A 22,370-nucleotide genomic window follows, 5' to 3' on the forward strand; every position below is an offset into this window, starting at 1 on the left:
ATTCATGACTGATGACAACACAGTAGCACATAAACCTAAATGGCTGATACCAGTTGCGGCAATAAGTGCATTACTACTGGTAATATTGTTTGCACTGGGAGTGCTTAGCGGCGACAAAAAGACTGAGTCGGGTAACACCGAAATTAAAGGTGAAGCCCTACCCGAAGGCGCAAAGGTTTTAAAAGTCGATAGCCATGCAGAAGCTAATTTGTTGTCATGGCAAGGTACTGTGCGCTCACGTTTGGCGGTGAAAATTGCACCGAAATTGAATGCCCGCATTGTTGATGTTTTGGTACATCCTGGTGATCGCCTGAAAAAAGGAGATGTCATCGCTCGTCTGGATGGCCGTGATTTACTGGCTGCCTATAACGCTGCCAATGCCGCACATAGTGCCGCGCAAGCTCAGGCGGTACAAGCCAAGGCAGAAGAAAATCGTATTATCGACCTCTATAACAAACAAGCGGCTACCCGGCAAAATTATGATGCGGTACTCGCGCAATCGCAATCCGCGCAGGCCATGGCTAAGCAAGCCGCCAGTAATGCTCAGCAAAGTAAAGTCATGCTGGGCGAAAATATATTGTATGCCCCCTTTGATGGGGTGGTGGGTGAGCGTTTGCAGGAGCCGGGAGATATGAGTATGCCCAATCAACCCATCATTACTTTTCTAAAACCTGATGATTTGCGTTTGGAAGTGGCGATTGCGGATCGTTGTGCTGCCAGAGCAAAGCTCGGTATGCAGGTCACTGTGCGCATTGATGCTATTCAGCAAGCCATGAGCGGCACTATAGACGAGATTATTCCAGAGATCGATCCTCTAACGCGTAGCCAACAACTCAAAGTTCGTTTGCCGAAAGTTAATGGTTTACAGCATGGCCAGTTCGGCTGGCTTGAATTGGCATGTCAGGCCGAGCAAGCCACACTATTGATACCTGTTTCGGCTGTTTTACATTACGGTCAGTTACAGGTAGTAAAAGTAGTTGTTGGCAATTTGTTGCACAACCGACATATTCGTACCGGTAAACAATACGGTGAACAATTAGAAGTATTGTCGGGTTTACAAGAAGGCGAAATCATTCTGGTAACAGGTGGAAAAGCACAATGAAACAGGGTGAAATTAAAAAAGACAGTTTGACTGTCAGCATTGTACGCTTGTTTACCACTTCGCATTTGTCGCTACTGTTTTTGATCATATCCCTATTGGCTGGGGCGGCTGCACTGCTATTAACGCCCCGCGAAGAAGATCCGCAAATTATTGTGCCAGTGATGGATGTGTTTGTACAGGTACCGGGTGCATCTAGTGAAGAAGTTGAAAAACAGGTAACAACTCCGCTGGAAGTATTGTTGCGGCAGATAAAGGGTGTCGAATATGTTTATTCAGTTTCGCGTCCAGGTTCAGCGGTTGTTACTGTGCGTTATTTTGTGGGTGAAAATCTGGAAAACAGTTTGATCAAAACCCGAGATAAATTGTTGGCGAATCAGGATACCATTCCACCAGGTGTCAGTGATTGGCTGGTGAAACCGGTCGAAATTGACGATGTGCCTATTTTATTATTAAGTCTGTCGTCTAAACATTCCGCTACAGATGCCTTGGCTCTACGTCGCATTGCCGATGAACTCATCGAACGTTTACGTACAGTGGATAATGTGGGTAATAGCTGGGTAATGGGCGCGGCCCCACGCAGGATTTCGGTTTATCCCGATCCCGTTAGACTGGAAGCTACTGGTATCAGTTTGCTGGATGTCAAACAAGCATTGCTGCAAAGCAATGTTAATCTGCAGATAGGCCAACTTACCCATAATAATCACGAAATTGTGTTGGAATCTGGACCGCATTATCAAACTGCCGAAGATGTTGGTGCTACGGTATTACAAAGCCTCAATGGGCGTTTGTTATATTTGCGCGATGTTGCCAACGTGCTGGATGGCCCCGCTGATACTGATGAATATACGCGCATTGGTTTTGGGCCAGCAGTTGCTCAGATGAAAACCGTGGGTGACAGTCATGGAAAATTTCCTGAAGCGGGTGAAGAAAGGCAAATGGCGACCATTGCTATTTCCAAACGGCGCGGAAGTAATGCGGTGAGTGTGGCCGAACAGGTTTTGGCTTTAACCACACAATTACAAGGCACTTTAATTCCAGACGATGTATTGATGACCGTCACGCGTAATTATGGTGAAACTGCAGACCATAAAGTAAATGAATTGGTCATGCATTTATCCATCGCCATTTTGACTATCATTGTGCTGCTGGCTTTATCCCTGGGTTTAAAGGAATCTCTGATTGTGTCATTAGCAGTACCCATGACATTTGCCATCACTTTATTATGTGACTTGATTTTTGGATATACCATTAATCGGGTCACCATGTTCGCGCTTATTTTATCGTTGGGCTTACTGGTCGATGATCCCATTGTCGATGTTGAGAATATCCATCGCCACTACAAGATGCGTAAGGAACCACCGTTACAAGCCTTGTTGAGTGCTGTGAATGAAATCCGTCCGCCAACCATTTTGGCCACCTTTGCGGTCATTATGTCCTTTGTGCCAATGTTTTTTATTACCGGCATGATGGGGCCGTATATGGCGCCCATGGCGTTTAATGTGCCGATTGCAATGTTGTTGTCGTTAGTCATTGCATTTACCGTCACACCCTGGGCCAGTTATCGTTTGCTGAAAGGTGATTACGGCAAAGAGCATGGTCCGGCTTTTGTACTTGAGGAATCGCGTGGTTTTAAACTTTACCAATCGATTTTAGGTCCCTTATTAGCTAGCAGGAGCAAAGCCTATTGGTTTTTACTCGCCGTGTTTTTTGCATTTGTCGCTTCGGCGCTGTTGGCAGTGACGCGTGTGGTACCTTTGAAATTGCTACCTTTCGATAATAAAAATGAATTGCAGCTGATTATTGATATGCCTAAAGGCTCGGCACTGGAAGCAACCGATGCGGTTGCGGCAGAATTAGGCCAATATTTAGCCACCGTTAACGAGGTCAGTAGTTATCAAACTTATGTGGGTACCGCATCGCCTATGGATTTTAATGGCATGGTACGCCACTACTATCTTAGACAGGGTGCTCATCTCGGTGATATGCGTATAGTGTTGGCGGATAAAGCACACCGCCAGCAAAGTTCACATGATATTGCTTTACGCATAAGACCCGATATTGAACGGATTGAAAAAAAGTACGCGGCGAATATCAAAATTGTCGAAATGCCGCCCGGTCCTCCTGTGCTGTCAACTCTGGTAGCAGAAGTCTATGGTCCGCCTGAATCCGGTTATCAAGATGTGATACAAGTTGCCAAGCAGGTCAGGGCGGATATGGAGCATACCGCAGGTGTAGTCGATGTGGATGATTTTGTGGAAGCTGAACAGGACAAACTGCATTTTCTGCTTGATCAGGATAAAGCGGCATTACTGGGTATAAACAGTAGTCAGGTTGCTAATACCTTACGCTTGGCAATCGCTGGTAGTGGTGTCGGTTTGTTGCATATTGCCGAAGAACGGCAGCCCTTGAGCATACAAGTGCAATTACCCCGTGCTGTGCGCTCTTCTGAACAGGATTTATTAGGGCTTACCGTAAAAACAGCCAGTGCTACACTGGTACGACTCAGTGAAATTGGCCATTTCAGTCATGAACATAACCAACAAGCTATTTACCATAAAAACTTACAGCCTGTTGCTTATGTGACTGCTGAAATGGCTGGACGTAGTCCGGTTGAAGCCATTCTGGATTTATTCGACAGCTTTAAAAAACAGCCCTTACCGCCTGGATACAGAGCCGAAATGGCCGGGGAGGGGGAATGGAAAATCACTGTGGATGTATTTAGGGATTTGGGTTTGGCATTCGCCGCAGCCATGGTAATGATCTATATCCTATTGGTTGGGCAGACGGGTTCACTCAGTGTACCGTTGATAATGATGATCGCCATCCCGCTAACCGTTATAGGTATTATGCCAGGTTTTTGGTTTATCAATCTGTTCACCGAGCCAGTTGCGGGTTATCCAACGCCAATCTACTTTACCGCTACGGCAATGATTGGCATGATTGCTCTGGCGGGTATCGTGGTGCGTAACTCAATTATTCTGATAGACTTTATTGAGAAAATTTACCGGAATAATCCCTTCATCAGTTTAGCGGATGCTATTGTCGCAGCTGGCGCAACACGTCTTAATCCAATTTTTTTAACTGCTGCTTCAGCCGTGCTTGGGTCGATGATGATCGTGCTTGACCCTATCTTTTCAGGATTAGCCTGGAGTTTCATTTTTGGCATTATTGCCTCCACGCTATTTTCTTTAGTGGTGATACCCGTCGTATATTTTCTTATTAATCGAAATATGTCCAAGCAAGGATTGACTGATGAATAAGGGAATAACCTAGGGGAATGTTTATAATCTGAGCTTAGGGCAAATTAGATGTTTTTATTTAAAGTTTAGGAAAAAATCATGAAATTTATAAATAAGTTGCTGTATATATCCATTTTAGTATTATTGTCACCTGTTGTTTTTGCCGCAACTGACGATCTCTCGGCATCGACGCTTAGTCGGCATTTATTGTTGAAAAAAAGAGTCACGCTGTCTGCAAACTCCATAGACTCAAAAGTAATACGAGTACAATTTCCACAAGGCTATAAAACCCCTGTGCATACTCATGAGGGGGCAGGGCCGCGTTATGTGGTAAAGGGTAAGCTACGGGTTGAAGAGGGTGCTAAAAATCAGGTATTTAGTGCTGGAGAAGTGTTTTGGGAAACAGGGGAAGCGATGACAGTGGAAAATGTGGGTACTGGGGAAGCTGAAATCATTATTTTTGAAATGGCCCCTGTAATAAATTAATTTTGTAAACAGAAATCATTATTCGTGCAGTTTTTGCATGTCTTTAAAACGTCCATAATCTGGCTGAGATAGATAGTATTCGATTGACTATTCTAGCTTTTATGCAATGTGTCGGTAAAGAAGCGCTTTAAGCCAATTGCTATGTGGACATTATAAAAGTCCACATAGCCAACTAACAACAATAAATTGGTGTATTGGTTGTTATCTGATCAAAAATTTACAAACACGGAAGCCATGCCCAAATTGTGAACTGTATGGGTGTTGTGGTTTGCACCATCCAAATATTGATTCATATATCCTAGTTCGGTACGGATATTGCTGTTAAAACTCCAGCCGAAACCCGCAAAGGCGCGATTTTGGTCAAAACCGGAGTTACCGCCCCAATTGGTAGTATTTATTCGGTAAAATGCTTCATCCCAAGCAATTAAACTTAAACGCGGTTCGAATTCCAGGGGGTGCATAAATTTAATCATTTGGCGGGGTCGCTCTCTTACCTGTGAACCCAGACCAAAATTACTTTCCCACATAGTTCTAAAAGTAAATGTTCCTAGTTCCGTGGGCAGTACATAACGAATGGCTGGCCATAAATCTTGCTGGCCTATGGCCTGACCGTTGACGAGTTGTCCATGCAGTTCTTTAGCGTACACCAAATTATCAGTTGGTAGGTAAGTGTAACCAGCCCAGACTGTTAGTCGATCAGTAATTGCATAACCAGCCGCTGCTCGCACCATGCCTTGATACCAGTGATCCATACCCTGATCAAAACGTGATTGCCCTTCTACCCAAAGCCGGGCTTTTTCCAATGAGGGATCGACAGCTTTTAAACTGCCTTCACCAACTGCCTGAAACCATGCGCCAGTATCTTCAACTAAAGAAGTACCTGCTTGAACAGAAGTTTGGTAAATCGAAGTTAGAATAACGGCGGTTGTAAGCCATTGGTAAGTTAACATTTTTTGCATCTAGGTAGTCCTAAAATAATACAGAATGAAAAATCAGCGGGAATTCTACACTTAAATATTACAGATTTGTGACAGTTTTGACTGCTAAAAAGGTCGATATTTGTGATGTGGGGCTATAATTGCGACCTATATTTTTGAAGTAGTTTTTATAGTTAAACGATCTATGTTTATATTTTTGCTTTTTTGTCAAAATATAGGTGTGTATAAACCAAACTTGGATTTTATTTTGACTAATATTAGATCGTAACCGAGGTAAATTTAAAGCTGGATCTTCATGGTAGACTTTAGAATGTTTTTATCAGGAAGCTTGGCTTGATCTAATTAGTCATTAATGTGTAGCCGTTTTAGTTAAGAAAGTTAATTCAGGAACATAAGGCAGATAGCTATGGAAAAAATTCAGGTGGGTATTAGCAGTTGTTTATTAGGGAACTTAGTACGTTACGATGGCGCACATAAATATAATAGCTACATAGAGCAAACATTGGGACAATATTTTGAATTTCGGTCATTTTGCCCTGAAGTAGCAAGCGGGATGACTATTCCCAGACCACCCATTCAGTTACAGCAGACCGCTGCAGGCATACGCAGCATTGGCGTTAAAGATTCAAATCTGGATGTAACTGAAAAATTAGAACAAATCTCAATTCAGCAGCATGAGTGGTTAAAAAATCTATCTGCATACATTCTGAAAAAAGACTCCCCCAGCTGTGGTATGGAACGAGTCAAGGTTTATAAAAATGGAATACCTGCCCGTTCAGGCATAGGTATTTTTGCCGACTATTTGCAGAAAGCCTTTCCAAATTTGCCTATAGAAGAAGAGGGGCGGCTTGGTGACCCAGTGTTACGCGAAAATTTTATTCAACGGGTTTTCGTTATGTGGCGTTGGCAGCAATTGTGTCTGCAAGACTTAACAACCCATGAACTAATGATCTTCCATAGTCGCCACAAGTTGATTGCCATGAGTCACAATCAAAATATTGCTAAGGACTTGGGTAGAATTATTGCCAATATAAAACCTGAAACCCTTGCGACAGATGCGCAGCAATATATTTCCACATTAATGGGCTGTTTAAAAACCGTGGCTACCAGAGGAAATCACGTCAATGTTTTGCAACATATACAGGGGTATCTGAAAACTAGTTTGGATAAAGAAGATAAACGCGAGTTATCAGAAACTATTGAAAATTATAGAAAAAATGAAATACCCTTAATTGTGCCTCTTACCTTGTTACGCCATTATTTTCGAAAACAGCCAAATGATTTTATAGATGCTTCTTACTATATGTTGCCACATCCTGGAGAGTTGTCTTTGTTAAATGAAATATGAGAGGAGAGTGGGGTGGTTTGGTAAAGTGGTGTCTGGCATACGGGCTTTATTTCATGCAGGTAAGTAATTACTCATTATTCCTGTTGTAAGTATTGGTTTTTTAAAAGCACATAATGGTGGGAAGAATATTCCAGAAAGGCTTTTTCATTATCCGTAAGTATTCTGGATGGTTTCGCTGGTGAGCCAACGTATAGATGGCCCGTTTCCAATTTTTTTCCGGGAGGTACCAATGCTCCCGCACCCAACATTACGTAATCCTCAATCACAGCACCATCCATTATAATCGCGCCTATGCCAATCAAGCAGAAATTACCTATGCTGCAACCATGTATTACGGCTCGGTGTCCAATTGTGACCCCCCGACCAATCGTTAATGAGTGTCCAGTGGGTGAGTAATCGCCAGCATGAGAGACATGTAATACACTGCCGTCCTGTATATTGCTAGCTTTGCCGATAGAAATAGCTTCAACATCTCCCCTGATAACCGTGTGAGGCCAGATAGAAACATCATCACCAATCAGCACATTGCCTATTACAACGGCACTCTCATCAATATAGACACTGTTGCCAATTTGAGGACGCTGGTTACGGAAAGATCTAATGGCCACCTGGGCTCCTAAGATAAAATGCAAATATCAGGCAAGTGCGAAAGGCACAATAAAAAATAGGCAACGAGCTAACAACAACGTTTAATACCGTTCCATTTACGCTGTGTTTCCTCCGCAAAAAAGTCTTTGCGGTTAAGTGGTCTATCTTCAGTCATAGCATGCTGTTGTTGCCAATGAATTAGGTAACGTTGGTAGGCGCTATCACCATTCAAATTGTGCCAAACTGTTTTCAATTTCTCTAATTTCCGGTTCATTTCTTAATATCAGTAAAGATAATTACCCCAAGCATAAATACACTAAAATAATAGAGGCTGTTTGCGTTATGTAAATAATGTTAACTAATTTTAAACGTAAGGTTAGAGTCTTGTTCATCTACATCCACATTATCATGAGTTAGTTTTACACATTCAAACATCATGTTATCCAGAGTATTTTCAGTATGATGGTGCTTGTATTGCAATCCAAAGACATGGTCTTGTTGCACATGTTTAATGTTGCCATGTATGGAAACAGTAATTCCAGACTCCGGTAATACCAACGATATTCGTAGTTCTGCTATTTCGGTAATATAGGCTAGAGGTCTTTTGAGTCTGATTTTAATGCCGTTGTAACTCATATCGAGTACATAACCATCTGCAACGATTTCTTCACCGTTGGGAAGATCAATAACAATATGCGCATTTAAGCCTACCGGATTAAATCTTTTGCAATTGCGATTTTCTGTATACATTGCCTAACTCCATTGTTGCAGGGAAAGTATAGGCAGAAACTGTTATTTGGCAAAATTTATATGTAATGCCAAGATTTAATAGTCGATTCAGCCGCGTTTATTCTAAGCAGCTCTGGTCAGTGTTACAATAGCATTTCCCCGAAAGCTTTTTGATGCACAACCTATGATGCCCTATTTCTATTCAAGATTAAGTCTGTTTTTTGGATTATTGTTACTTACCGTTTTGTCGGTACAAGCCGCCAGCCCGGTTTTTACCCCTGCAGCACCGACGGTTGCAGCGTCTAGCTACATATTGTTAGATTTTAACAGTGGTAGGGTATTGGCAGAAAAAGAACCTGATAAGCGGGTTGCGCCTGCCAGTTTAACCAAGATCATGACCGTTTATGTAGTATTTAGAGAGTTAAAAGCCGGACATTTGGCTCTGGATGAAAAAGTAACTATCAGTCAGAATGCTTGGGAAACTGGCGGTTCCAAGATGTTTGTAGAAGTCAATAAACAAGTCTTGGTTGAAGATTTACTCAAAGGAGTGGTTATTCAATCTGGCAATGATGCCAGCGTTGCTTTGGCAGAACATGTGGCTGGTAGCGAAGAAACTTTTGCCACCATGATGAATGAACAAGCTGCTCGACTAGGGATGACCAATAGTCATTTCGAGAATAGTATGGGTTTGCCTACGCAAAATCATTACAGTACCGCACGTGATCTGGCTATATTGGCACAAGCATTGATTACTGAGTTTCCCGATTATTATCGTTGGGATTCACAGAAAGAATTTACTTACAACAATATAACCCAGCAAAATCGTAATCAATTATTATGGCGCGACGCATCTGTGGATGGGGTTAAAACTGGTTTTACTGATGAAGCCGGTTATTGTATGGTCGCTTCTGCCAAACGTGAAGATATGCGTTTAATTTCGGTAGTGATGGGTACTGCAAGTCCAAATGCGCGTGCCAATGAAAGTCAATCCCTGCTCAATTACGGTTTTCGCTTTTTCGAAACCCATCGCTTATACGAAGCTAAAACTCCGTTGGCCGAAGCCAGAGTCAGAAAAGGAGTTAGTTCTAAATTACAAGTGGGTGTTGCAGACGATGTGTATGTCACCGCACCGCGCAAACACTTTACAGAGTTAAAAGCCGAAACTCAAATTGATAAGGCTATTCTTGCCCCTGTTAATAAAGGTGATGCCGTAGGTACTTTAAATATTACCTTGGCTGGAGAAACCATTCTGAATAAGCCTCTGGTGGCCATGGATAGCATTGCAGAGGGTGGTATTTTCCGTCGTCTCTACGATGCGGCTTTGGGATTATTGGAGAAATAATATGCAGAAAGTTTTTTTAAATGGTGATTATTTGCCTATTGATGAGGCAAAGGTCTCCGTGCTGGATCGGGGCTTTCTGTTTGGAGATGGCATTTATGAGGTAATACCTGCGTATGCGGGCCGTCTTTTTCGCTTGGCTGACCATATTCAACGCTTGAATAACAGTCTTGCTGGTATTCGCATGTCCATTGATAATTCAGTTAGCGATTGGGAGGCTATCTTTAATCCTTTGTTAGAAAGTAGCAAAGATCAATATATTTATCTACAGATTACTCGTGGTTACGCACCAAAACGCGATCATGGCTTTCCTGAAAAAGTGATTCCAACCATTTTTGCCATGTGTTCTGAGATAGTGCCGTTTGCTGGTAAATTTAATGGTATTAAAGCACTTACTCTGGATGATACCCGTTGGCAATTATGTAATATTAAGGCCATTACTTTATTAGGTAATATTTTGCTTAGACAACAAGCGCTTGATCAAGGTTGTGCAGAAGCGATTTTAGTCAAAAACGGTTATGTTATCGAGGGTGCCGCCAGTAACGTGTTTGCGGTGATTGAGGGGGAATTAATTACTCCACCAAAAAGCAATGAAATTTTGCCAGGTATCACGCGGGATGTCATTCTTGAGTTAGCCGCAGCGAATAATATTCCTTACCGTGAAGATATTATTGCTCTGGAAGCTCTAAAATCTGCCAGTGAAGTTTGGGTGGCCAGTTCCACTCGTGAAATTTTACCGATTGTAGAATTGGATGGTGAGGTCATTGCCGATGGTAAACCGGGCGAGGTTTGGCTGAAAATCGATCAACTTTTACAAGCTTATAAAAAATCCTTACTATGACAGAAACCGAATCTTTATTGGTATTTCCATGTGAGTTTCCCATCAAAGCTATGGGTAAAAGTCGTGATGATTTTGACTTGATTGTGGTTGAAATTATTCGCCGTCATGTGGATGATATTAAGGAGGGAGCTGTGACTAGCCGACCCAGTAAAGCTGGCAATTACACGGCTGTAACTGTGATGATAGAGGCCACTAGTCGTGAACAATTAAATGCTATTTATCAGGATTTAACTGACAGCACGGATGTGTTGATGGCTTTATAGTTTTTATGGTGGATGATACCCGTACCGTTGTCCGTAATTTGGGTGTGCAGGACTATGTCACTGTCTGGCAACAAATGCAGCAGTTTACCGCTGAGCGTACTGAAAGTACGGCCGATGAAATCTGGATTACTGAGCATCCGCCAGTTTACACACTGGGGCTAAATGGTAAACTTGAACATTTATTAAGCGCTACTAATATTCCCGTAGTTGCCAGCGATAGGGGAGGGCAAATCAGTTATCACGGCCCTGGGCAATTAGTGGTTTATGTTTTGATCGATCTGCGTCGTTGCCATTTAGGTCCTCGGCAAATAGTGACTATTTTGGAAAATGCTGTACGACAAACTCTGCGTCAATACGGTATTAGCGCTGAAACAAAACCTACTGCACCTGGTGTCTATGTTGCAGAAAAAAAGATAGCTTCCTTAGGCTTACGTATTAAACGCGGCTGTTGTTATCATGGCTTGAGTCTGAATAATAATATGGATCTGACCCCGTTTCTGAATATTAATCCTTGTGGTTATGCCGGTCTGGAAGTTACCCAGTTGCTGGTATGTGGGGTAGATGTGCAAACTCATGAAGTGGCGGTCCCCGTCATACATCAAATCATTAAGGCAATCGAATTATGAAACTGGAAGCACCTTCGCGCTCAAACCCGTTAACGCATCAGCGTCAGGCCGACAAGTTATCAAAAATTCCTATTAAGGTGGAAAAGCCTGAAACCATTTTGCGTAAACCAGACTGGTTACGTATCAAGCTGCCAGTGGGGGATAAAGTTAATCAAATCAAAAAATCCTTACGCGAAAACCGTTTGCATACAGTATGCGAGGAAGCCGCCTGTCCAAATTTAGGAGAGTGCTTTAGTCACGGAACTGCAACATTTATGATTATGGGGGATTTATGCACCCGGCGCTGCCCGTTCTGCGATGTTGCACATGGGAAACCACTGCCTTTAGATGCCGAAGAGCCGCAAAATCTTGCCAACACCATCGCCGCTATGGCCTTAAAATATGTGGTGGTAACCTCAGTAGACAGAGATGATCTGCGCGATGGTGGTGCAAGGCATTTTGCCCATTGTATTGCTGCTATTCGTCAACAATCACCCGCCACCCGCATAGAAATATTAGTGCCGGATTTTAGGGGGCGGTTGTCATTAGCACTGGATATCTTAAAACAACAACCTTGTGATGTGTTTAATCATAATCTGGAAACCGTACCCAGATTATATAAGGAAGCGCGGCCGGGTGCAGATTACCTGCATTCGTTGGTTTTACTTCAACAGCATAAGGAAAATTTGCCGGAAATACCCACCAAATCCGGTTTAATGTTAGGCATAGGCGAAACAGAAGTAGAAGTACTGCAAGTACTACAGGACTTGCTAGAGCATGGTTGTAGCATGTTAACCTTAGGTCAGTATTTACAGCCTAGTAAAGAACACTTGGCAGTTAAAGAGTATATTCATCCTGACCAATTCAAACGTTACGCCGATCTGGCCAAGCAAATGGGATTTCAGCAGGTTGCCAGTGCGCCTTTGGTGCGTTCGTCTTATCATGCTGATTTGCAGGCGGCTGGGTTGGTTTGATGCCTAGTCGCTAAGTTGTCTGTTTGAATCAGCACCTTGCTGGCGATGGTTTGTAAATTAAAATTATTTTCACCGCAAAAGTTTCGAAAATGTTTAAAATCAGCGAAACTATCCCTTATTGTATTCATGGTACATCTAATTTTTGTGGTTTTTTTGCGGGCAAAGAAGGAGTAAATGCATATTTTTACTTTAATCGCAGGTAGATGGCAATTTTTGATAGCCCATGCTTATACATCCGCCAGTCAATTTGTAGGTTAAGTTTTTAACTGTGGCTATACTGGACTAAGTAGCAATCCATCTTTTAGAAAATATAAAAAATATGAATATTCTTTCCGTCGGTAAAAAATTGTTCGTGCTGGATACCAATGTATTAATGCACGATCCTACCGCCTTGTTTCGCTTCCAAGAACACAATATTTTTATTCCAATGATAGTGTTGGAAGAGTTGGATCATGCTAAAAAAGGATTATCCGATGTCTCGCGTAATGTACGGCAGGTTAGCCGTTTTCTGGATGATTTAATTCGCGATGCTGATCAACAAAGCATCAATGATGGGTTGCCTTTGTCTCTGATTGAAAATACTTCAGGCAACGAACAAAATTTGGATGGTCGTTTATATTTTCAAACCCGGCAATTGGCCCATTTATTACCCGCAGATTTACCCGGTCAAATTGCGGATAATTCCATATTAAGCATTGTCCTAGCCTTAGGGCAGGAATTTCCAGAAGTTAATGTGATTTTGGTGTCTAAAGACATTAATATGCGCATTAAAGCCGCAGCGTTACAAATTAATGCCGAAGATTACCATAATGATCAGGCTATCGAAGATATAGACCTGCTATATAGTGGCTCTATGGCGTTGGATGCTGATTTTTGGGAAGAACACGGCAGTAAAATGGAGTCCTGGCAGGATAATAATCGTACTTTTTATCGCTTGCATGGTCCGTTAGTGGCTGAATGGTATCCCAATCAGTATCTGTACATGGACGATGACTTTGGTTTTGAAGCGGTGGTTAAGTCGTGTGATGGTGAGTCCGCTGTGTTGCAATTAACGCGCGACTATAAAACTAAAAATCATAACGTATGGGGTGTAATCGCCAAAAACCGTGAACAGAATTTTGCCCTTAATGCATTATTAGATCCTGATGTTGACTTTGTTACGCTATTGGGTTCGGCAGGTACTGGAAAAACCTTGTTGGCTTTGGCGGCGGGATTGTCTTTGACATTGGAGCAAAAAGCCTTTCTGGAAATTATTATGACACGGGAAACCATGCCCGTTGGTCAGGATATTGGCTTTTTGCCGGGTACTGAGGAAGAAAAAATGGCACCTTGGATGGGGGCTTTAATGGATAATCTGGAACTGCTAGGTAGCCGTTCTGGGGCTACCGAATGGGAGCAAGGTGCTTCACATAATATGATGATGAATCGGGTTAAAATCCGCTCATTAAATTTCATGCGCGGTCGTACTTTTTTAAATCGTTTTCTCATCATTGACGAGGCGCAAAACCTGACGCCGAAACAAATGAAAACTTTAATTACACGGGCTGGCCCAGGAACAAAAATTATTTGTATTGGTAATCTGGCGCAAATTGATACGCCTTATCTCACGGCAACCAGTTCCGGCTTGGCCTATGTAGTAGACCGATTTAAAAATTGGGAGAACAGTGCGCATATAACACTAAGGCGTGGCGAACGCTCCAGGTTGGCGGATTTTGCTTCAGAAAATTTATAACTTTATTTGTTTTCTTGGCTGACTGTTAATATTTTTTCCGCCATTTTGGTAGGTATTAACAGTTCAAGGATTATCACTGAATGACATTTGGAAGCCAGTATCATTCAGTGACTGGCTAATCCGTGTTTTTGGATGCGATAGAGTAAAGCATCTCTGGATATGCCAAGTAAGCGGGCAGTTTTACTGCGGTTGCCTTTAGTTCTTATTAACGCCTGATAAATAATATCTGCTTCCAGTTCTTCCAATTGCACGCCCAGTTCTGGCAATATGTAGCCGCCAACTGTTTCAGTGCTTTTTACTAGTGTAAATTCACGAGGCAGATTTTCAGGTTCTATGTTACGTCCTGACAGCAAAATACAGAGTCGTTCACATAAATTGCGTAATTCTCTGACATTGCCAGGCCATTTGTAGCTACGTAACACTTTTACAGCCGCGCGGCTGAATACCGGTGCTTCCAGGTTATGGGTAGCAGAAAAATTTTTGAAAAAATGCTCAATCAATAAGTCTAAATCTTCACTACGCTCATGTAAGGAGGGTAGTTCCAAAGGCACGACATTAAGTCGGAAATACAGGTCGCGTCGAAACTCACCCGCATCAATCAAGGCGTTTAAATCCATGTTAGTCGCCGCAAAAATGCGTACATTTACTTTGTAGGGTGTAGTTTCACCAATACATAAACATTCGCCCGACTCAAGAAAACGCAATAATTTGGATTGTATAGAAAGTGGTAATGAATTGATTTCATCAAGGAATAATGTGCCGCCATCTGCAACCTTAAACAAACCGATTTTGTCATTGGTAGCGCCAGTAAATGCGCCTTTTTTATGACCAAAAATTTCAGATTCAACCAGCGCTTCAGGTAAAGCTGCGCAATTTAAAGTAATAAACGGTTTATTTGCCCGTGGGCTACTTTTTTGTATGGCGGTGGCTAATACTTCCTTGCCAGTGCCAGTTTCGCCTTTAATGAGCACTGTGACATCGGTTGCTGCCACAATTTGTGCGCTACGAATTAAAGCTTCTAATGCAGGTGATTTGCCAATAATCGAATTGAAATGATTCATTAATAACCCTTTAATACGTCATTATGTGTTCAACCCGCATGGGGTTAAGCGAAGGGAATGCAGCCAGTAAGGCAAAGATAATAAACAAAACCCCTACAATGCTTTTAAAGCGCTGAGCTCTGGATAGTCGGGTTAACAAAGGTGTAATTATACCTACACCCATAACAGCGGGTAAAGTACCTAAGCCAAAAATGAACATGGTTAGCGCACTATGTAATATATTGCCAGTGGTTGCAGCTAAGGCAAGAGCGGTATAGATTAAACCGCAAGGGAGCCAGCCCCAAACCATGCCGAATAACAACGCTTGTTTTAAAGATTTAACTGGAATAAGTTTGCGACCATAGGGTTCAGCAATTTTCCATAAGTGTATGCCTAATTTTTCGATATAGGCAAAACGTGGAAACCAACCGGCTAAATACAAACCTGCACCAGCCATAATCACTGCAGAAATTAATTGTAAAGCACGATGAGCCTGCCCATTGCTAAAAGGTAGGCTCAAAAATTCTACCACCACTGCAACCACTGCGCCTGCCATAGCATAACTGATGATTCTACCCACATTATAAGAAAGTACGGTGCAGAATAAGCGACTGTTGTTGTTGCGTAGTTCAGGACTTAGGCTGAATGTCAATGTGCCAATAATTGAACCACACATGCCAATACAATGCAGACTGCTGAATAATCCCATTAACAGTGCGGTAAGATAGGAAGCATTAAAATCAAGATAAAGATGCATGTAAAGTAGATGGCGGTATGTTAGATAGGTTAAGCGGCAATTATAGACGCATTCTCTCTGGAAAAGCAGGATTAGTCTTGGTTAACTGCTAACGGTACAAAGTATTAATGTTAATTTACTGCAAAATTAATCGGTTTTTAGACAAAGTTGGCTGTTTAAATGGGGCGCTGAGTGATTAATTCAGAAAATTTATGTGATAGTATTGATCGTACTTTTCACCATCTCTAAAGTTTATGCTAACAGACTTAGCGCAGTCGTTTTACAGCGCGCTAAGTCTGTTGCGCAAATTACAGTCCTGCCAATACTTTGGCTACTGTTTCTCCCATGGCTGAAGGTGTTGGAGCGATAATGACCCCTAGCTCTTTCAGTATTTCAACCTTTTCCGCTGCAGACTCGCCTGAAGAGGAAATAATAGCGCCCGCGTGGCCCATGCGACGGCCCTTAGGTGCTGTCAGGCCGGCAATATAAGCCACTACTGGTTTGCTCATGTGTTCTTTGGCAAATAAGCCTGCTTCTACTTCCTGAGGACCACCAATTTCACCTATCATCACCACCACTTTAGTCTCAGTGTCTTGTTCAAACCTTTCCAGAATGTCTCGATGTGAACTACCGTTAATCGGGTCTCCTCCAATACCAACGGAAGTTGAAATGCCAATGCCTAGTGATTTCATCTGGTCAGCGGCTTCATAGCCTAGCGTACCAGAGCGACCAACAATGCCCACATTTCCTGGAATGTAAATATGACCGGGCATAATGCCTAGCATGGATTTACCGGGACTAATGGTGCCCGCACAGTTAGGCCCCGTGAGTATCATGCGTTGTTCTTTGGGGAAACGACTGAGGAAAATTTTGACTTTCATCATGTCCTGTGTAGGAATGCCATCGGTAATTGCCACGCAATATTTAATACCTGCATCCGCAGCTTCCATAATAGAATCAGCTGCATAGGCAGGTGGTACGAAAACGATACTGGCTTCCGCACCTGCTTGCTCTACAGCTTCCTTAACAGTATTAAACACTGGCCGGTCAAGATGTTTTTGGCCGCCTTTGCCAGGTGTAATGCCGCCGACTACATTGGAACCATAATTAATCATGTCTTGAGCATGAAATGAGCCGATTTTGCCTGTAAAGCCTTGTACGATAATGCGGGTTTGTTTGTCGATAAAAATTGCCATGTCGTTTCCTTAACCTTGTCTTGCGACGACTTCGTTACGTGCTTGTACTGCTTTCTCGGCCGCTTCAGCCAAGGTGTTTGCCATAATGATAGGCAAGCCGCTGTCAGCGATAATTTTTCGGCCTTGTTCGACATTGGTGCCAGATAAACGCACTATTAAAGGTACTTGCATATCGATTTTTTTCACCGCTTGCACCACGCCTTCGGCAATCCAGTCGCAACGGTTAATACCAGCAAAAATGTTGACCAACATGGCTTTAACATTTTTGTCCGCTAATACCATGCGAAACGCTTTCTCTGTGCGTTCTGCCGAAGCTCCGCCGCCAACATCCAGAAAATTAGCTGGCTCACCTCCAGACAGTTTAATCATGTCCATGGTTGCCATAGCAAGCCCAGCACCATTAATCATGCAGCCAATATCACCATCCAGGCCAACATAACTAAGGCCACGATCTGCTGCCGCCATCTCGCGAGGATCTTCCTGGGTTTTATCACGCAATTCTGAAATTTTTTGGCGGCGGAATAAGGCGTTATCATCGAATCCCATTTTGGCATCTAGTGTAATCAGGTCGCCATGCTGGGTGATTACCAGAGGATTGATTTCGATCATATTTGCATCCAGGTCGCGCATGGCTCGATAGCAGCCCTGAATTAGTTTTACGGCTTGCGGAATTTGGGAGGCATCCAGACCTAGATAAAAGCCCATTTTTCGCGCCTGGAAGTCTTGTAAGCCGACTGAAGGCTCAATATAAATTTTTTTGATGGCGTCTGGATTGGTTTCAGCCAATTCTTCAATGTCCATGCCACCTTGAGCAGAGCCTACCATGACTATGCGCTCGTGAGCACGGTCAACCAGAAAGCTTAGATAAAGTTCTTTGGCTATATCTGTGCCTGCTTCTATATATAGACGCAGACAAACTTTGCCAGCAGGACCAGTTTGATGGGTAACCAAGCGTTTACCTAATAAATCCTCAGCGGCAGCACTGACTTCGTCATGGCTTTTGCAAACGATGATGCCGCCTGCTTTACCGCGAGCGCCTGAGTGAATTTGGGCTTTAACGACCCAAACATTGCCGCCAATTTCTCTGGCGCGTTGTACTGCGTCTTCCGGGCTGTAAGCTAAGCCTCCGTCGGCGATTTTAATGCCATATTCGGCTAATAATTGCTTTGCTTGGTACTCATGAATATCCATAGCATCTCTCTTGGTTAATTTTCGGATTCATTTGAATCCCGGCACAAACTTAAAGTTAACGAACCGGGATTTTGAAGTTTAAATCAGACATTTGCCATGTATGGCAGTCCAGGCGTTTAGCGCCCTCGGGTTCTGATTCAGAAGTTTGTTGGTTAACGGCTTTTAGCGGCAATCGCTTCAGCTGCACGCACGATGTTATTCGCCATGCGTTCTGAGGCTGCATCTATTAATCGGCCATCAAGTGCGGCTGCGCCTTTACCTTGTGCAGCCGCTTCTTGTAACGCAAGTAAAATGCGTTTGGCTTTTTCGACTTCGGCTGTAGGTGGCGTAAATACCTCGTTAGCCAAGGCAATTTGCGAGGGATGAATGGCCCATTTGCCTTCACAGCCTAATGCTGCTGCTCTTCGCGCAGCTGCTCTAAAGCCATCGGGGTCTTTAAAATCGCCAAAAGGTCCGTCAATTGGACGTAAACCATAGGCACGACAAGCAACGGTCATACGGCTGATAGCCGCATGCCACTGATCCCCCGGATAATCAGGATTGAGACCGCCAATATTGACAGTGCGTGCTCTGTTGCTGGCCGCATAATCGGCAACACCGAAATGCAGCGCTTCCAGACGGCCACCAATGGCACCTTGTTTGGCGATGTCTTCAACATTGGCCATGCCAAGAGCTGTTTCGATCAGGCATTCAATGCCAATTTTATTATTAAGGCCTTGTTGCATTTCCAGTTGGTTTAACATGGCTTCCACCATATATAAGTCGCCGTAAACACCGACTTTAGGAATCAGAATAGTGTCAATCTTGGCGCCTGCCTGTTCAACCAGATCCACAACATCGCGAACCATATATTGTGTATCTAGGCCGTTGATTCTCACTGACAGAGTTATGCCGTGGCCTGCCCAGTCAAGATCATTTATGGCTTGAATGACATTTTTACGAGCTTGAAGTTTGTCGTCTGGTGCAACAGCGTCTTCCAGGTCAAGAAACACAAAATCTACACCACTTTGCAGGGCTTTTTCGAACATGTCGGGATTCGACCCTGGGACTGCCAGTTCACAGCGTTGAACGCGCTGGGCGTTGGCTTCATATAGTGTATGACTCATGTATGGTTTCCTTGCGTATGCGGAATGCTGAGATTAAATCTCAAATAATTTAAATAAACAGACATTTTACTTTTAGGGCAAGCAATGTCAATCATCTGATTCCTTATAAATAAACAGATTTAGAATAAAAACAGTGTAAACGACTTGCCGAATCATGCTAAATATGCCACTATCCGCCGATTTATAGCTGCTTCAATTATTATAGGAGAATCCTGATGGCAGGTCGTAACCACTTATTTATACCAGGTCCAACGAATACCCCCCACGAAGTATTAAGTGCAATGCACCTACCGATGGAAGATCATCGTTCGCCTATTTTTCCTGATTTATTTAAACCTATACTGGCGGATCTGAAAAAGATTTTCCGTACTGAGGCTGGACAATGTTTTGTTTATCCGGCAACGGGTACGGCGGGTTGGGAAGTAGCGCTTACCAATTGTTTGAATCCTGGTGATAAAGTTTTAATTTATCGCTTTGGTCAATTTGGACATTTATGGATGGATATGGCACGTCGTTTGGGTTTTGATGTTGAGTGTCATGAAGTTGAGTGGGGTAAAGGTATACCTCTAGATGTATTGGAAGCACGTCTGAAAGCAGATAGTCAGCATGAAATTAAAGCGGTGCTAGCTACGCACAATGAAACATCTACCGGTGTTACCAGTAATATTTCAGGTGTACGTCAAGCCATGAATGCAGCTTCGCATCCTGCTTTGTTGTTTGTTGATGGGGTTAGCTCTATTGCCAGCCTAGAGTTTAAAATGGATGAATGGGGCGTAGATGCAGCCATAAGTGGTTCCCAAAAAGGCTTTATGCTGCCTGCTGGAGCTGCAATTCTGGCATTCAGTCAAAAAGCAATAACTGCTTCTGAAACCACTACTTATCCACGTGCTTTTTTGTCGCTGAAGGATCAAATAAACTCAAATAAAGAAGGTTACACGCCTTATACCCCTTCAACGCCAATGTTGCATGGTTTGCGTAAATCTTTGGATTTGTTGTTAGCTGAAGGGCTGGATAATGTGTATGCTCGTCATTATCGTTTAGCTGAAGGTGTGCGTCGTGCAGTGGCTGCATGGGGTTTGCGTCTTTGCGCTCATCCTGGATTTGAGTCTGATACCGTTACAGCAATAGTGGTGCCTGCTGATAAAGACGCCAGACATGTTATTAGTACTGCATTTAGCAAATATAATATATCCCTTGGAGCTGGTTTAACTGAAGTGGCTGGTAAGGTTTTCCGTATTGGACATATTGGTGATATGAACGATGTGTCTTTGTTAGGGGCGCTAGCTGGCGTTGAGATGGCTATGCTGGATAATGGTTTCGACATTAAACCCGGTAGCGGTGTGGCTGCTGCCATCGAGTATTATCGCTCTACGGCTCAATAGTCCATACTCAACTGAAGCCGATGCGGAATAGACAGCCACATCGGCCTATTTATCATGGACGTTTCCGCTTAAGTCTATCAAAATGTATCAAGCTCCCTCTGTGAATTTTAAAGTTGTTTTCCAATAGTAAAGGACTAACTTTGGGAATAGTTTTGTCAACATAGTCAAATTTTTACTCAATTTGTAACCCTAACAAATTTACCCGATACCTTAAAAAGGGATGCGAAAGATTTTTATAGGTTTTATTGCATTTAGCTCAAGCTGCAATCTATAATTCTAAAATGGGCAGTTAAACGCTTCGTAAACGAGTTAAATATAGTAAATCAATGAATTAAGTCTTTAATTCTGTTTGAAAAATGGAATGCAAGCTTCGCGCTCGATGATCACAGTTTCAGTTAGCATTACTGCGTTGCTTTTTTTGTAGTGGAGGTGTAAAGCGTGGAGTTATCATGCCGTCAGATAAGCTGGAATAGAAAGCCTCAGATGCGCTCAACTGCTGATTCTAGAATAATTTTATGCCATGTTTTTCCAGTGACTTTGAGATTGAACAGACCATTATGAACAAACCTAAAGTTCTTATTACCCGTCGCTGGCCAGCGACGGTAGAAGCTAAACTCAATACTCTCTATGATGTTACCTTAAATGATGATGATCACAGTTTCAGTATAGATGAATTAAAAACCGCCTTACAAAACTACGATGCTGTATGTCCAAGTGTCTGCGATCTATTGCCCGCAGAGGTAATTAATGTTAATGATCGACGCTGCAAAATTCTCGGTAATTTTGGGGTGGGTTTTAATCATATTGATATTCAGGCCGCCAAACAACAGGGCATTATTGTGACTAATACACCGGGTGTATTAACTGAAAGCACAGCAGATATTGCCATGACTTTGTTGTTGATGACCGCACGGCGCGGAGCTGAGGGTGATCGGTTAGTGCGAGCAGGGCAATGGAGTGGCTGGTGTCCAACTCATATGATGAGTAGTGATGTGACTGGTGCTACTCTGGGTTTGGTGGGGTTTGGTCGAATTGCACAAGCGATGGCTAGAAAAGCCCATCACGGATTTGGCATGAAAATTTTGTTCTTTAAGCCAACACTGGCAGAGACTGCTATCGTTGAAAATTTGCAGGCTGTACGCTGTGAAACATTGGAAGAATTGCTGCCGCAATGCGATTATATTTCTTTGCATTGTCCTGGTGGTGTTGAAACTCGACATCTAATGAATGATGCGACCTTAAATTTAATGCGTCCTACTGCGCATCTAATTAATACCGCTCGTGGAGATGTAGTGGACAGCAAAGCCTTGATTAAGGCTTTACAGGAAAAACGTATTGCTGGTGCAGGGTTGGACGTGTATGAGGGCGAGCCTGCTATTGATTCGGGTTTTTTACGTTTGGAGAATGTGGCTCTGTTGCCACATTTGGGTAGTGCCACTATTGCCACCCGCACCGCGATGGGCGAAAAAGTGCTTGCAAATCTGGCTGTGTTTTTTGCCGGACATGCCTTGCCTGATCGGGTTGTCTAAACTAAG

General features: G+C 43.0%; 21 protein-coding genes. 12 read left to right on the forward strand and 9 right to left on the reverse strand.

Features of this window, described 5'->3' with window-relative positions; translation table 11 throughout:
• Positions 1-4: 4 nt before the first annotated feature.
• The 3 genes from ABH008_RS05490 (at position 5) to ABH008_RS05500 (ending at position 4,827) form a co-directional block, all read left to right on the forward strand.
• Positions 5-1,102, forward strand: coding sequence for an efflux RND transporter periplasmic adaptor subunit (locus tag ABH008_RS05490; RefSeq protein ID WP_347988847.1), 1,098 nt, complete (start codon positions 5-7; stop codon positions 1,100-1,102).
• Positions 1,099-4,362 carry an efflux RND transporter permease subunit gene (locus ABH008_RS05495; protein WP_347988848.1) on the forward strand — a complete coding sequence of 1,088 codons (3,264 nt, stop codon included), beginning with the start codon at positions 1,099-1,101 and terminating at the stop codon, positions 4,360-4,362. Before ABH008_RS05490 ends, ABH008_RS05495 begins: the two co-directional genes overlap by 4 nt.
• Before the next feature lie 78 nt (positions 4,363-4,440).
• On the forward strand, positions 4,441-4,827 hold the full coding sequence (locus ABH008_RS05500; protein ID WP_347988849.1) for a cupin domain-containing protein: 387 nt from the start codon (positions 4,441-4,443) through the stop codon (positions 4,825-4,827).
• Positions 4,828-5,036: 209 nt separating this feature from the next.
• On the opposite strand, the gene ABH008_RS05505 is transcribed toward ABH008_RS05500, so the two are convergent.
• Complete coding sequence (locus tag ABH008_RS05505) at positions 5,037-5,786, reverse strand: DUF2490 domain-containing protein (RefSeq protein WP_347988850.1); 750 nt, start codon at positions 5,784-5,786, stop codon at positions 5,037-5,039.
• 385 nt (positions 5,787-6,171) lie between these two features.
• Here ABH008_RS05505 and ABH008_RS05510 point away from each other — a divergent pair, with 385 nt between their 5' ends.
• A complete protein-coding gene (locus ABH008_RS05510) occupies positions 6,172-7,113 on the forward strand; it encodes a DUF523 and DUF1722 domain-containing protein (protein ID WP_347988851.1) in 942 nt (313 codons plus the stop codon).
• Positions 7,114-7,187: 74 nt separating this feature from the next.
• Here the strand turns inward: ABH008_RS05510 and ABH008_RS05515 are convergent, their stop codons facing one another.
• The 3 genes from ABH008_RS05515 to ABH008_RS05525 all read right to left on the reverse strand — a co-directional run bounded on the left by ABH008_RS05515 (position 7,188) and on the right by ABH008_RS05525 (position 8,451).
• Entirely contained in the window at positions 7,188-7,721 is a 534-nt protein-coding gene (locus tag ABH008_RS05515) for a gamma carbonic anhydrase family protein (protein ID WP_347988852.1), read from the reverse strand.
• A 68-nt stretch (positions 7,722-7,789) separates the two neighbouring features.
• Positions 7,790-7,975: a YbdD/YjiX family protein gene (locus tag ABH008_RS05520; protein ID WP_347988853.1), complete on the reverse strand. Its 186-nt coding sequence runs from the start codon at positions 7,973-7,975 to the stop codon at positions 7,790-7,792.
• Between the two features lie 80 nt (positions 7,976-8,055).
• Positions 8,056-8,451: a PilZ domain-containing protein gene (locus ABH008_RS05525; protein WP_347988854.1), complete on the reverse strand. Its 396-nt coding sequence runs from the start codon at positions 8,449-8,451 to the stop codon at positions 8,056-8,058.
• Between the two features lie 163 nt (positions 8,452-8,614).
• On the opposite strand from ABH008_RS05525, the gene ABH008_RS05530 reads away from it, so the two are divergent.
• From ABH008_RS05530 to ABH008_RS05555, 6 genes are all read left to right on the forward strand, one after another.
• Complete coding sequence (locus tag ABH008_RS05530) at positions 8,615-9,772, forward strand: D-alanyl-D-alanine carboxypeptidase family protein (RefSeq protein WP_347988855.1); 1,158 nt, start codon at positions 8,615-8,617, stop codon at positions 9,770-9,772.
• A gap of 1 nt (position 9,773) precedes the next feature.
• Positions 9,774-10,610: a D-amino acid aminotransferase gene (locus ABH008_RS05535; RefSeq protein WP_347988856.1), complete on the forward strand. Its 837-nt coding sequence runs from the start codon at positions 9,774-9,776 to the stop codon at positions 10,608-10,610.
• A complete protein-coding gene (locus ABH008_RS05540) occupies positions 10,607-10,873 on the forward strand; it encodes a DUF493 domain-containing protein (RefSeq protein WP_347988857.1) in 267 nt (88 codons plus the stop codon). The genes ABH008_RS05535 and ABH008_RS05540 overlap by 4 nt, the downstream gene beginning before the upstream one ends.
• A 5-nt stretch (positions 10,874-10,878) precedes the next feature.
• Positions 10,879-11,499, forward strand: a complete 621-nt coding sequence (lipB, locus tag ABH008_RS05545; RefSeq protein WP_347988858.1) for a lipoyl(octanoyl) transferase LipB — start codon at positions 10,879-10,881, stop codon at positions 11,497-11,499.
• Positions 11,496-12,452: a lipoyl synthase gene (gene lipA, locus ABH008_RS05550; RefSeq protein ID WP_347988859.1), complete on the forward strand. Its 957-nt coding sequence runs from the start codon at positions 11,496-11,498 to the stop codon at positions 12,450-12,452. The genes lipB and lipA overlap by 4 nt, the downstream gene beginning before the upstream one ends.
• A 319-nt stretch (positions 12,453-12,771) precedes the next feature.
• Positions 12,772-14,184 carry a PhoH family protein gene (locus tag ABH008_RS05555; protein ID WP_347988860.1) on the forward strand — a complete coding sequence of 471 codons (1,413 nt, stop codon included), beginning with the start codon at positions 12,772-12,774 and terminating at the stop codon, positions 14,182-14,184.
• 104 nt (positions 14,185-14,288) lie between these two features.
• Here the strand turns inward: ABH008_RS05555 and ABH008_RS05560 are convergent, their stop codons facing one another.
• From ABH008_RS05560 to ABH008_RS05580, 5 genes are all read right to left on the reverse strand, one after another.
• Positions 14,289-15,245 carry a sigma-54 dependent transcriptional regulator gene (locus ABH008_RS05560; RefSeq protein ID WP_347988861.1) on the reverse strand — a complete coding sequence of 319 codons (957 nt, stop codon included), beginning with the start codon at positions 15,243-15,245 and terminating at the stop codon, positions 14,289-14,291.
• Between the two features lie 10 nt (positions 15,246-15,255).
• Positions 15,256-15,981, reverse strand: a complete 726-nt coding sequence (locus tag ABH008_RS05565) for a sulfite exporter TauE/SafE family protein (RefSeq protein ID WP_347988862.1) — start codon at positions 15,979-15,981, stop codon at positions 15,256-15,258.
• Between the two features lie 287 nt (positions 15,982-16,268).
• A complete protein-coding gene (gene sucD / locus ABH008_RS05570; RefSeq protein WP_347988863.1) occupies positions 16,269-17,156 on the reverse strand; it encodes a succinate--CoA ligase subunit alpha in 888 nt (295 codons plus the stop codon).
• A gap of 9 nt (positions 17,157-17,165) precedes the next feature.
• Positions 17,166-18,347: a malate--CoA ligase subunit beta gene (locus tag ABH008_RS05575; RefSeq protein ID WP_347988864.1), complete on the reverse strand. Its 1,182-nt coding sequence runs from the start codon at positions 18,345-18,347 to the stop codon at positions 17,166-17,168.
• Between the two features lie 152 nt (positions 18,348-18,499).
• Positions 18,500-19,453: a CoA ester lyase gene (locus ABH008_RS05580; protein WP_347988865.1), complete on the reverse strand. Its 954-nt coding sequence runs from the start codon at positions 19,451-19,453 to the stop codon at positions 18,500-18,502.
• Positions 19,454-19,668: 215 nt separating this feature from the next.
• Here ABH008_RS05580 and ABH008_RS05585 point away from each other — a divergent pair, with 215 nt between their 5' ends.
• A complete protein-coding gene (locus tag ABH008_RS05585; RefSeq protein ID WP_347988866.1) occupies positions 19,669-20,835 on the forward strand; it encodes an aminotransferase class V-fold PLP-dependent enzyme in 1,167 nt (388 codons plus the stop codon).
• 557 nt (positions 20,836-21,392) lie between these two features.
• Complete coding sequence (locus tag ABH008_RS05590) at positions 21,393-22,364, forward strand: D-glycerate dehydrogenase (RefSeq protein ID WP_347988867.1); 972 nt, start codon at positions 21,393-21,395, stop codon at positions 22,362-22,364.
• Positions 22,365-22,370: the final 6 nt, after the last annotated feature.

Source organism: Methylomonas sp. AM2-LC (assembly GCF_039904985.1).
Classification (GTDB): Bacteria; Pseudomonadota; Gammaproteobacteria; order Methylococcales; family Methylomonadaceae; genus Methylomonas.

Bases quoted from the DNA above. Each gene is read 5' to 3' on its own strand.
- sucD (WP_347988863.1), bottom strand. From the start codon at position 17,156: ATGGCAATTTTTATCGACAAACAAACCCGCATTATCGTACAAGGCTTT.
- ABH008_RS05575 (WP_347988864.1), bottom strand. From the start codon at position 18,347: ATGGATATTCATGAGTACCAAGCAAAGCAATTATTAGCCGAATATGGC.
- ABH008_RS05500 (WP_347988849.1), top strand. From the start codon at position 4,441: ATGAAATTTATAAATAAGTTGCTGTATATATCCATTTTAGTATTATTG.
- ABH008_RS05505 (WP_347988850.1), bottom strand. From the start codon at position 5,786: ATGCAAAAAATGTTAACTTACCAATGGCTTACAACCGCCGTTATTCTA.
- ABH008_RS05540 (WP_347988857.1), top strand. From the start codon at position 10,607: ATGACAGAAACCGAATCTTTATTGGTATTTCCATGTGAGTTTCCCATC.
- ABH008_RS05495 (WP_347988848.1), top strand. From the start codon at position 1,099: ATGAAACAGGGTGAAATTAAAAAAGACAGTTTGACTGTCAGCATTGTA.
- ABH008_RS05520 (WP_347988853.1), bottom strand. From the start codon at position 7,975: ATGAACCGGAAATTAGAGAAATTGAAAACAGTTTGGCACAATTTGAAT.
- ABH008_RS05585 (WP_347988866.1), top strand. From the start codon at position 19,669: ATGGCAGGTCGTAACCACTTATTTATACCAGGTCCAACGAATACCCCC.
- ABH008_RS05510 (WP_347988851.1), top strand. From the start codon at position 6,172: ATGGAAAAAATTCAGGTGGGTATTAGCAGTTGTTTATTAGGGAACTTA.
- ABH008_RS05535 (WP_347988856.1), top strand. From the start codon at position 9,774: ATGCAGAAAGTTTTTTTAAATGGTGATTATTTGCCTATTGATGAGGCA.
- lipA (WP_347988859.1), top strand. From the start codon at position 11,496: ATGAAACTGGAAGCACCTTCGCGCTCAAACCCGTTAACGCATCAGCGT.
- ABH008_RS05530 (WP_347988855.1), top strand. From the start codon at position 8,615: ATGATGCCCTATTTCTATTCAAGATTAAGTCTGTTTTTTGGATTATTG.
- ABH008_RS05525 (WP_347988854.1), bottom strand. From the start codon at position 8,451: ATGTATACAGAAAATCGCAATTGCAAAAGATTTAATCCGGTAGGCTTA.
- ABH008_RS05590 (WP_347988867.1), top strand. From the start codon at position 21,393: ATGAACAAACCTAAAGTTCTTATTACCCGTCGCTGGCCAGCGACGGTA.
- ABH008_RS05580 (WP_347988865.1), bottom strand. From the start codon at position 19,453: ATGAGTCATACACTATATGAAGCCAACGCCCAGCGCGTTCAACGCTGT.
- ABH008_RS05560 (WP_347988861.1), bottom strand. From the start codon at position 15,245: ATGAATCATTTCAATTCGATTATTGGCAAATCACCTGCATTAGAAGCT.
- ABH008_RS05555 (WP_347988860.1), top strand. From the start codon at position 12,772: ATGAATATTCTTTCCGTCGGTAAAAAATTGTTCGTGCTGGATACCAAT.
- ABH008_RS05565 (WP_347988862.1), bottom strand. From the start codon at position 15,981: ATGCATCTTTATCTTGATTTTAATGCTTCCTATCTTACCGCACTGTTA.
- ABH008_RS05490 (WP_347988847.1), top strand. From the start codon at position 5: ATGACTGATGACAACACAGTAGCACATAAACCTAAATGGCTGATACCA.
- lipB (WP_347988858.1), top strand. From the start codon at position 10,879: ATGGTGGATGATACCCGTACCGTTGTCCGTAATTTGGGTGTGCAGGAC.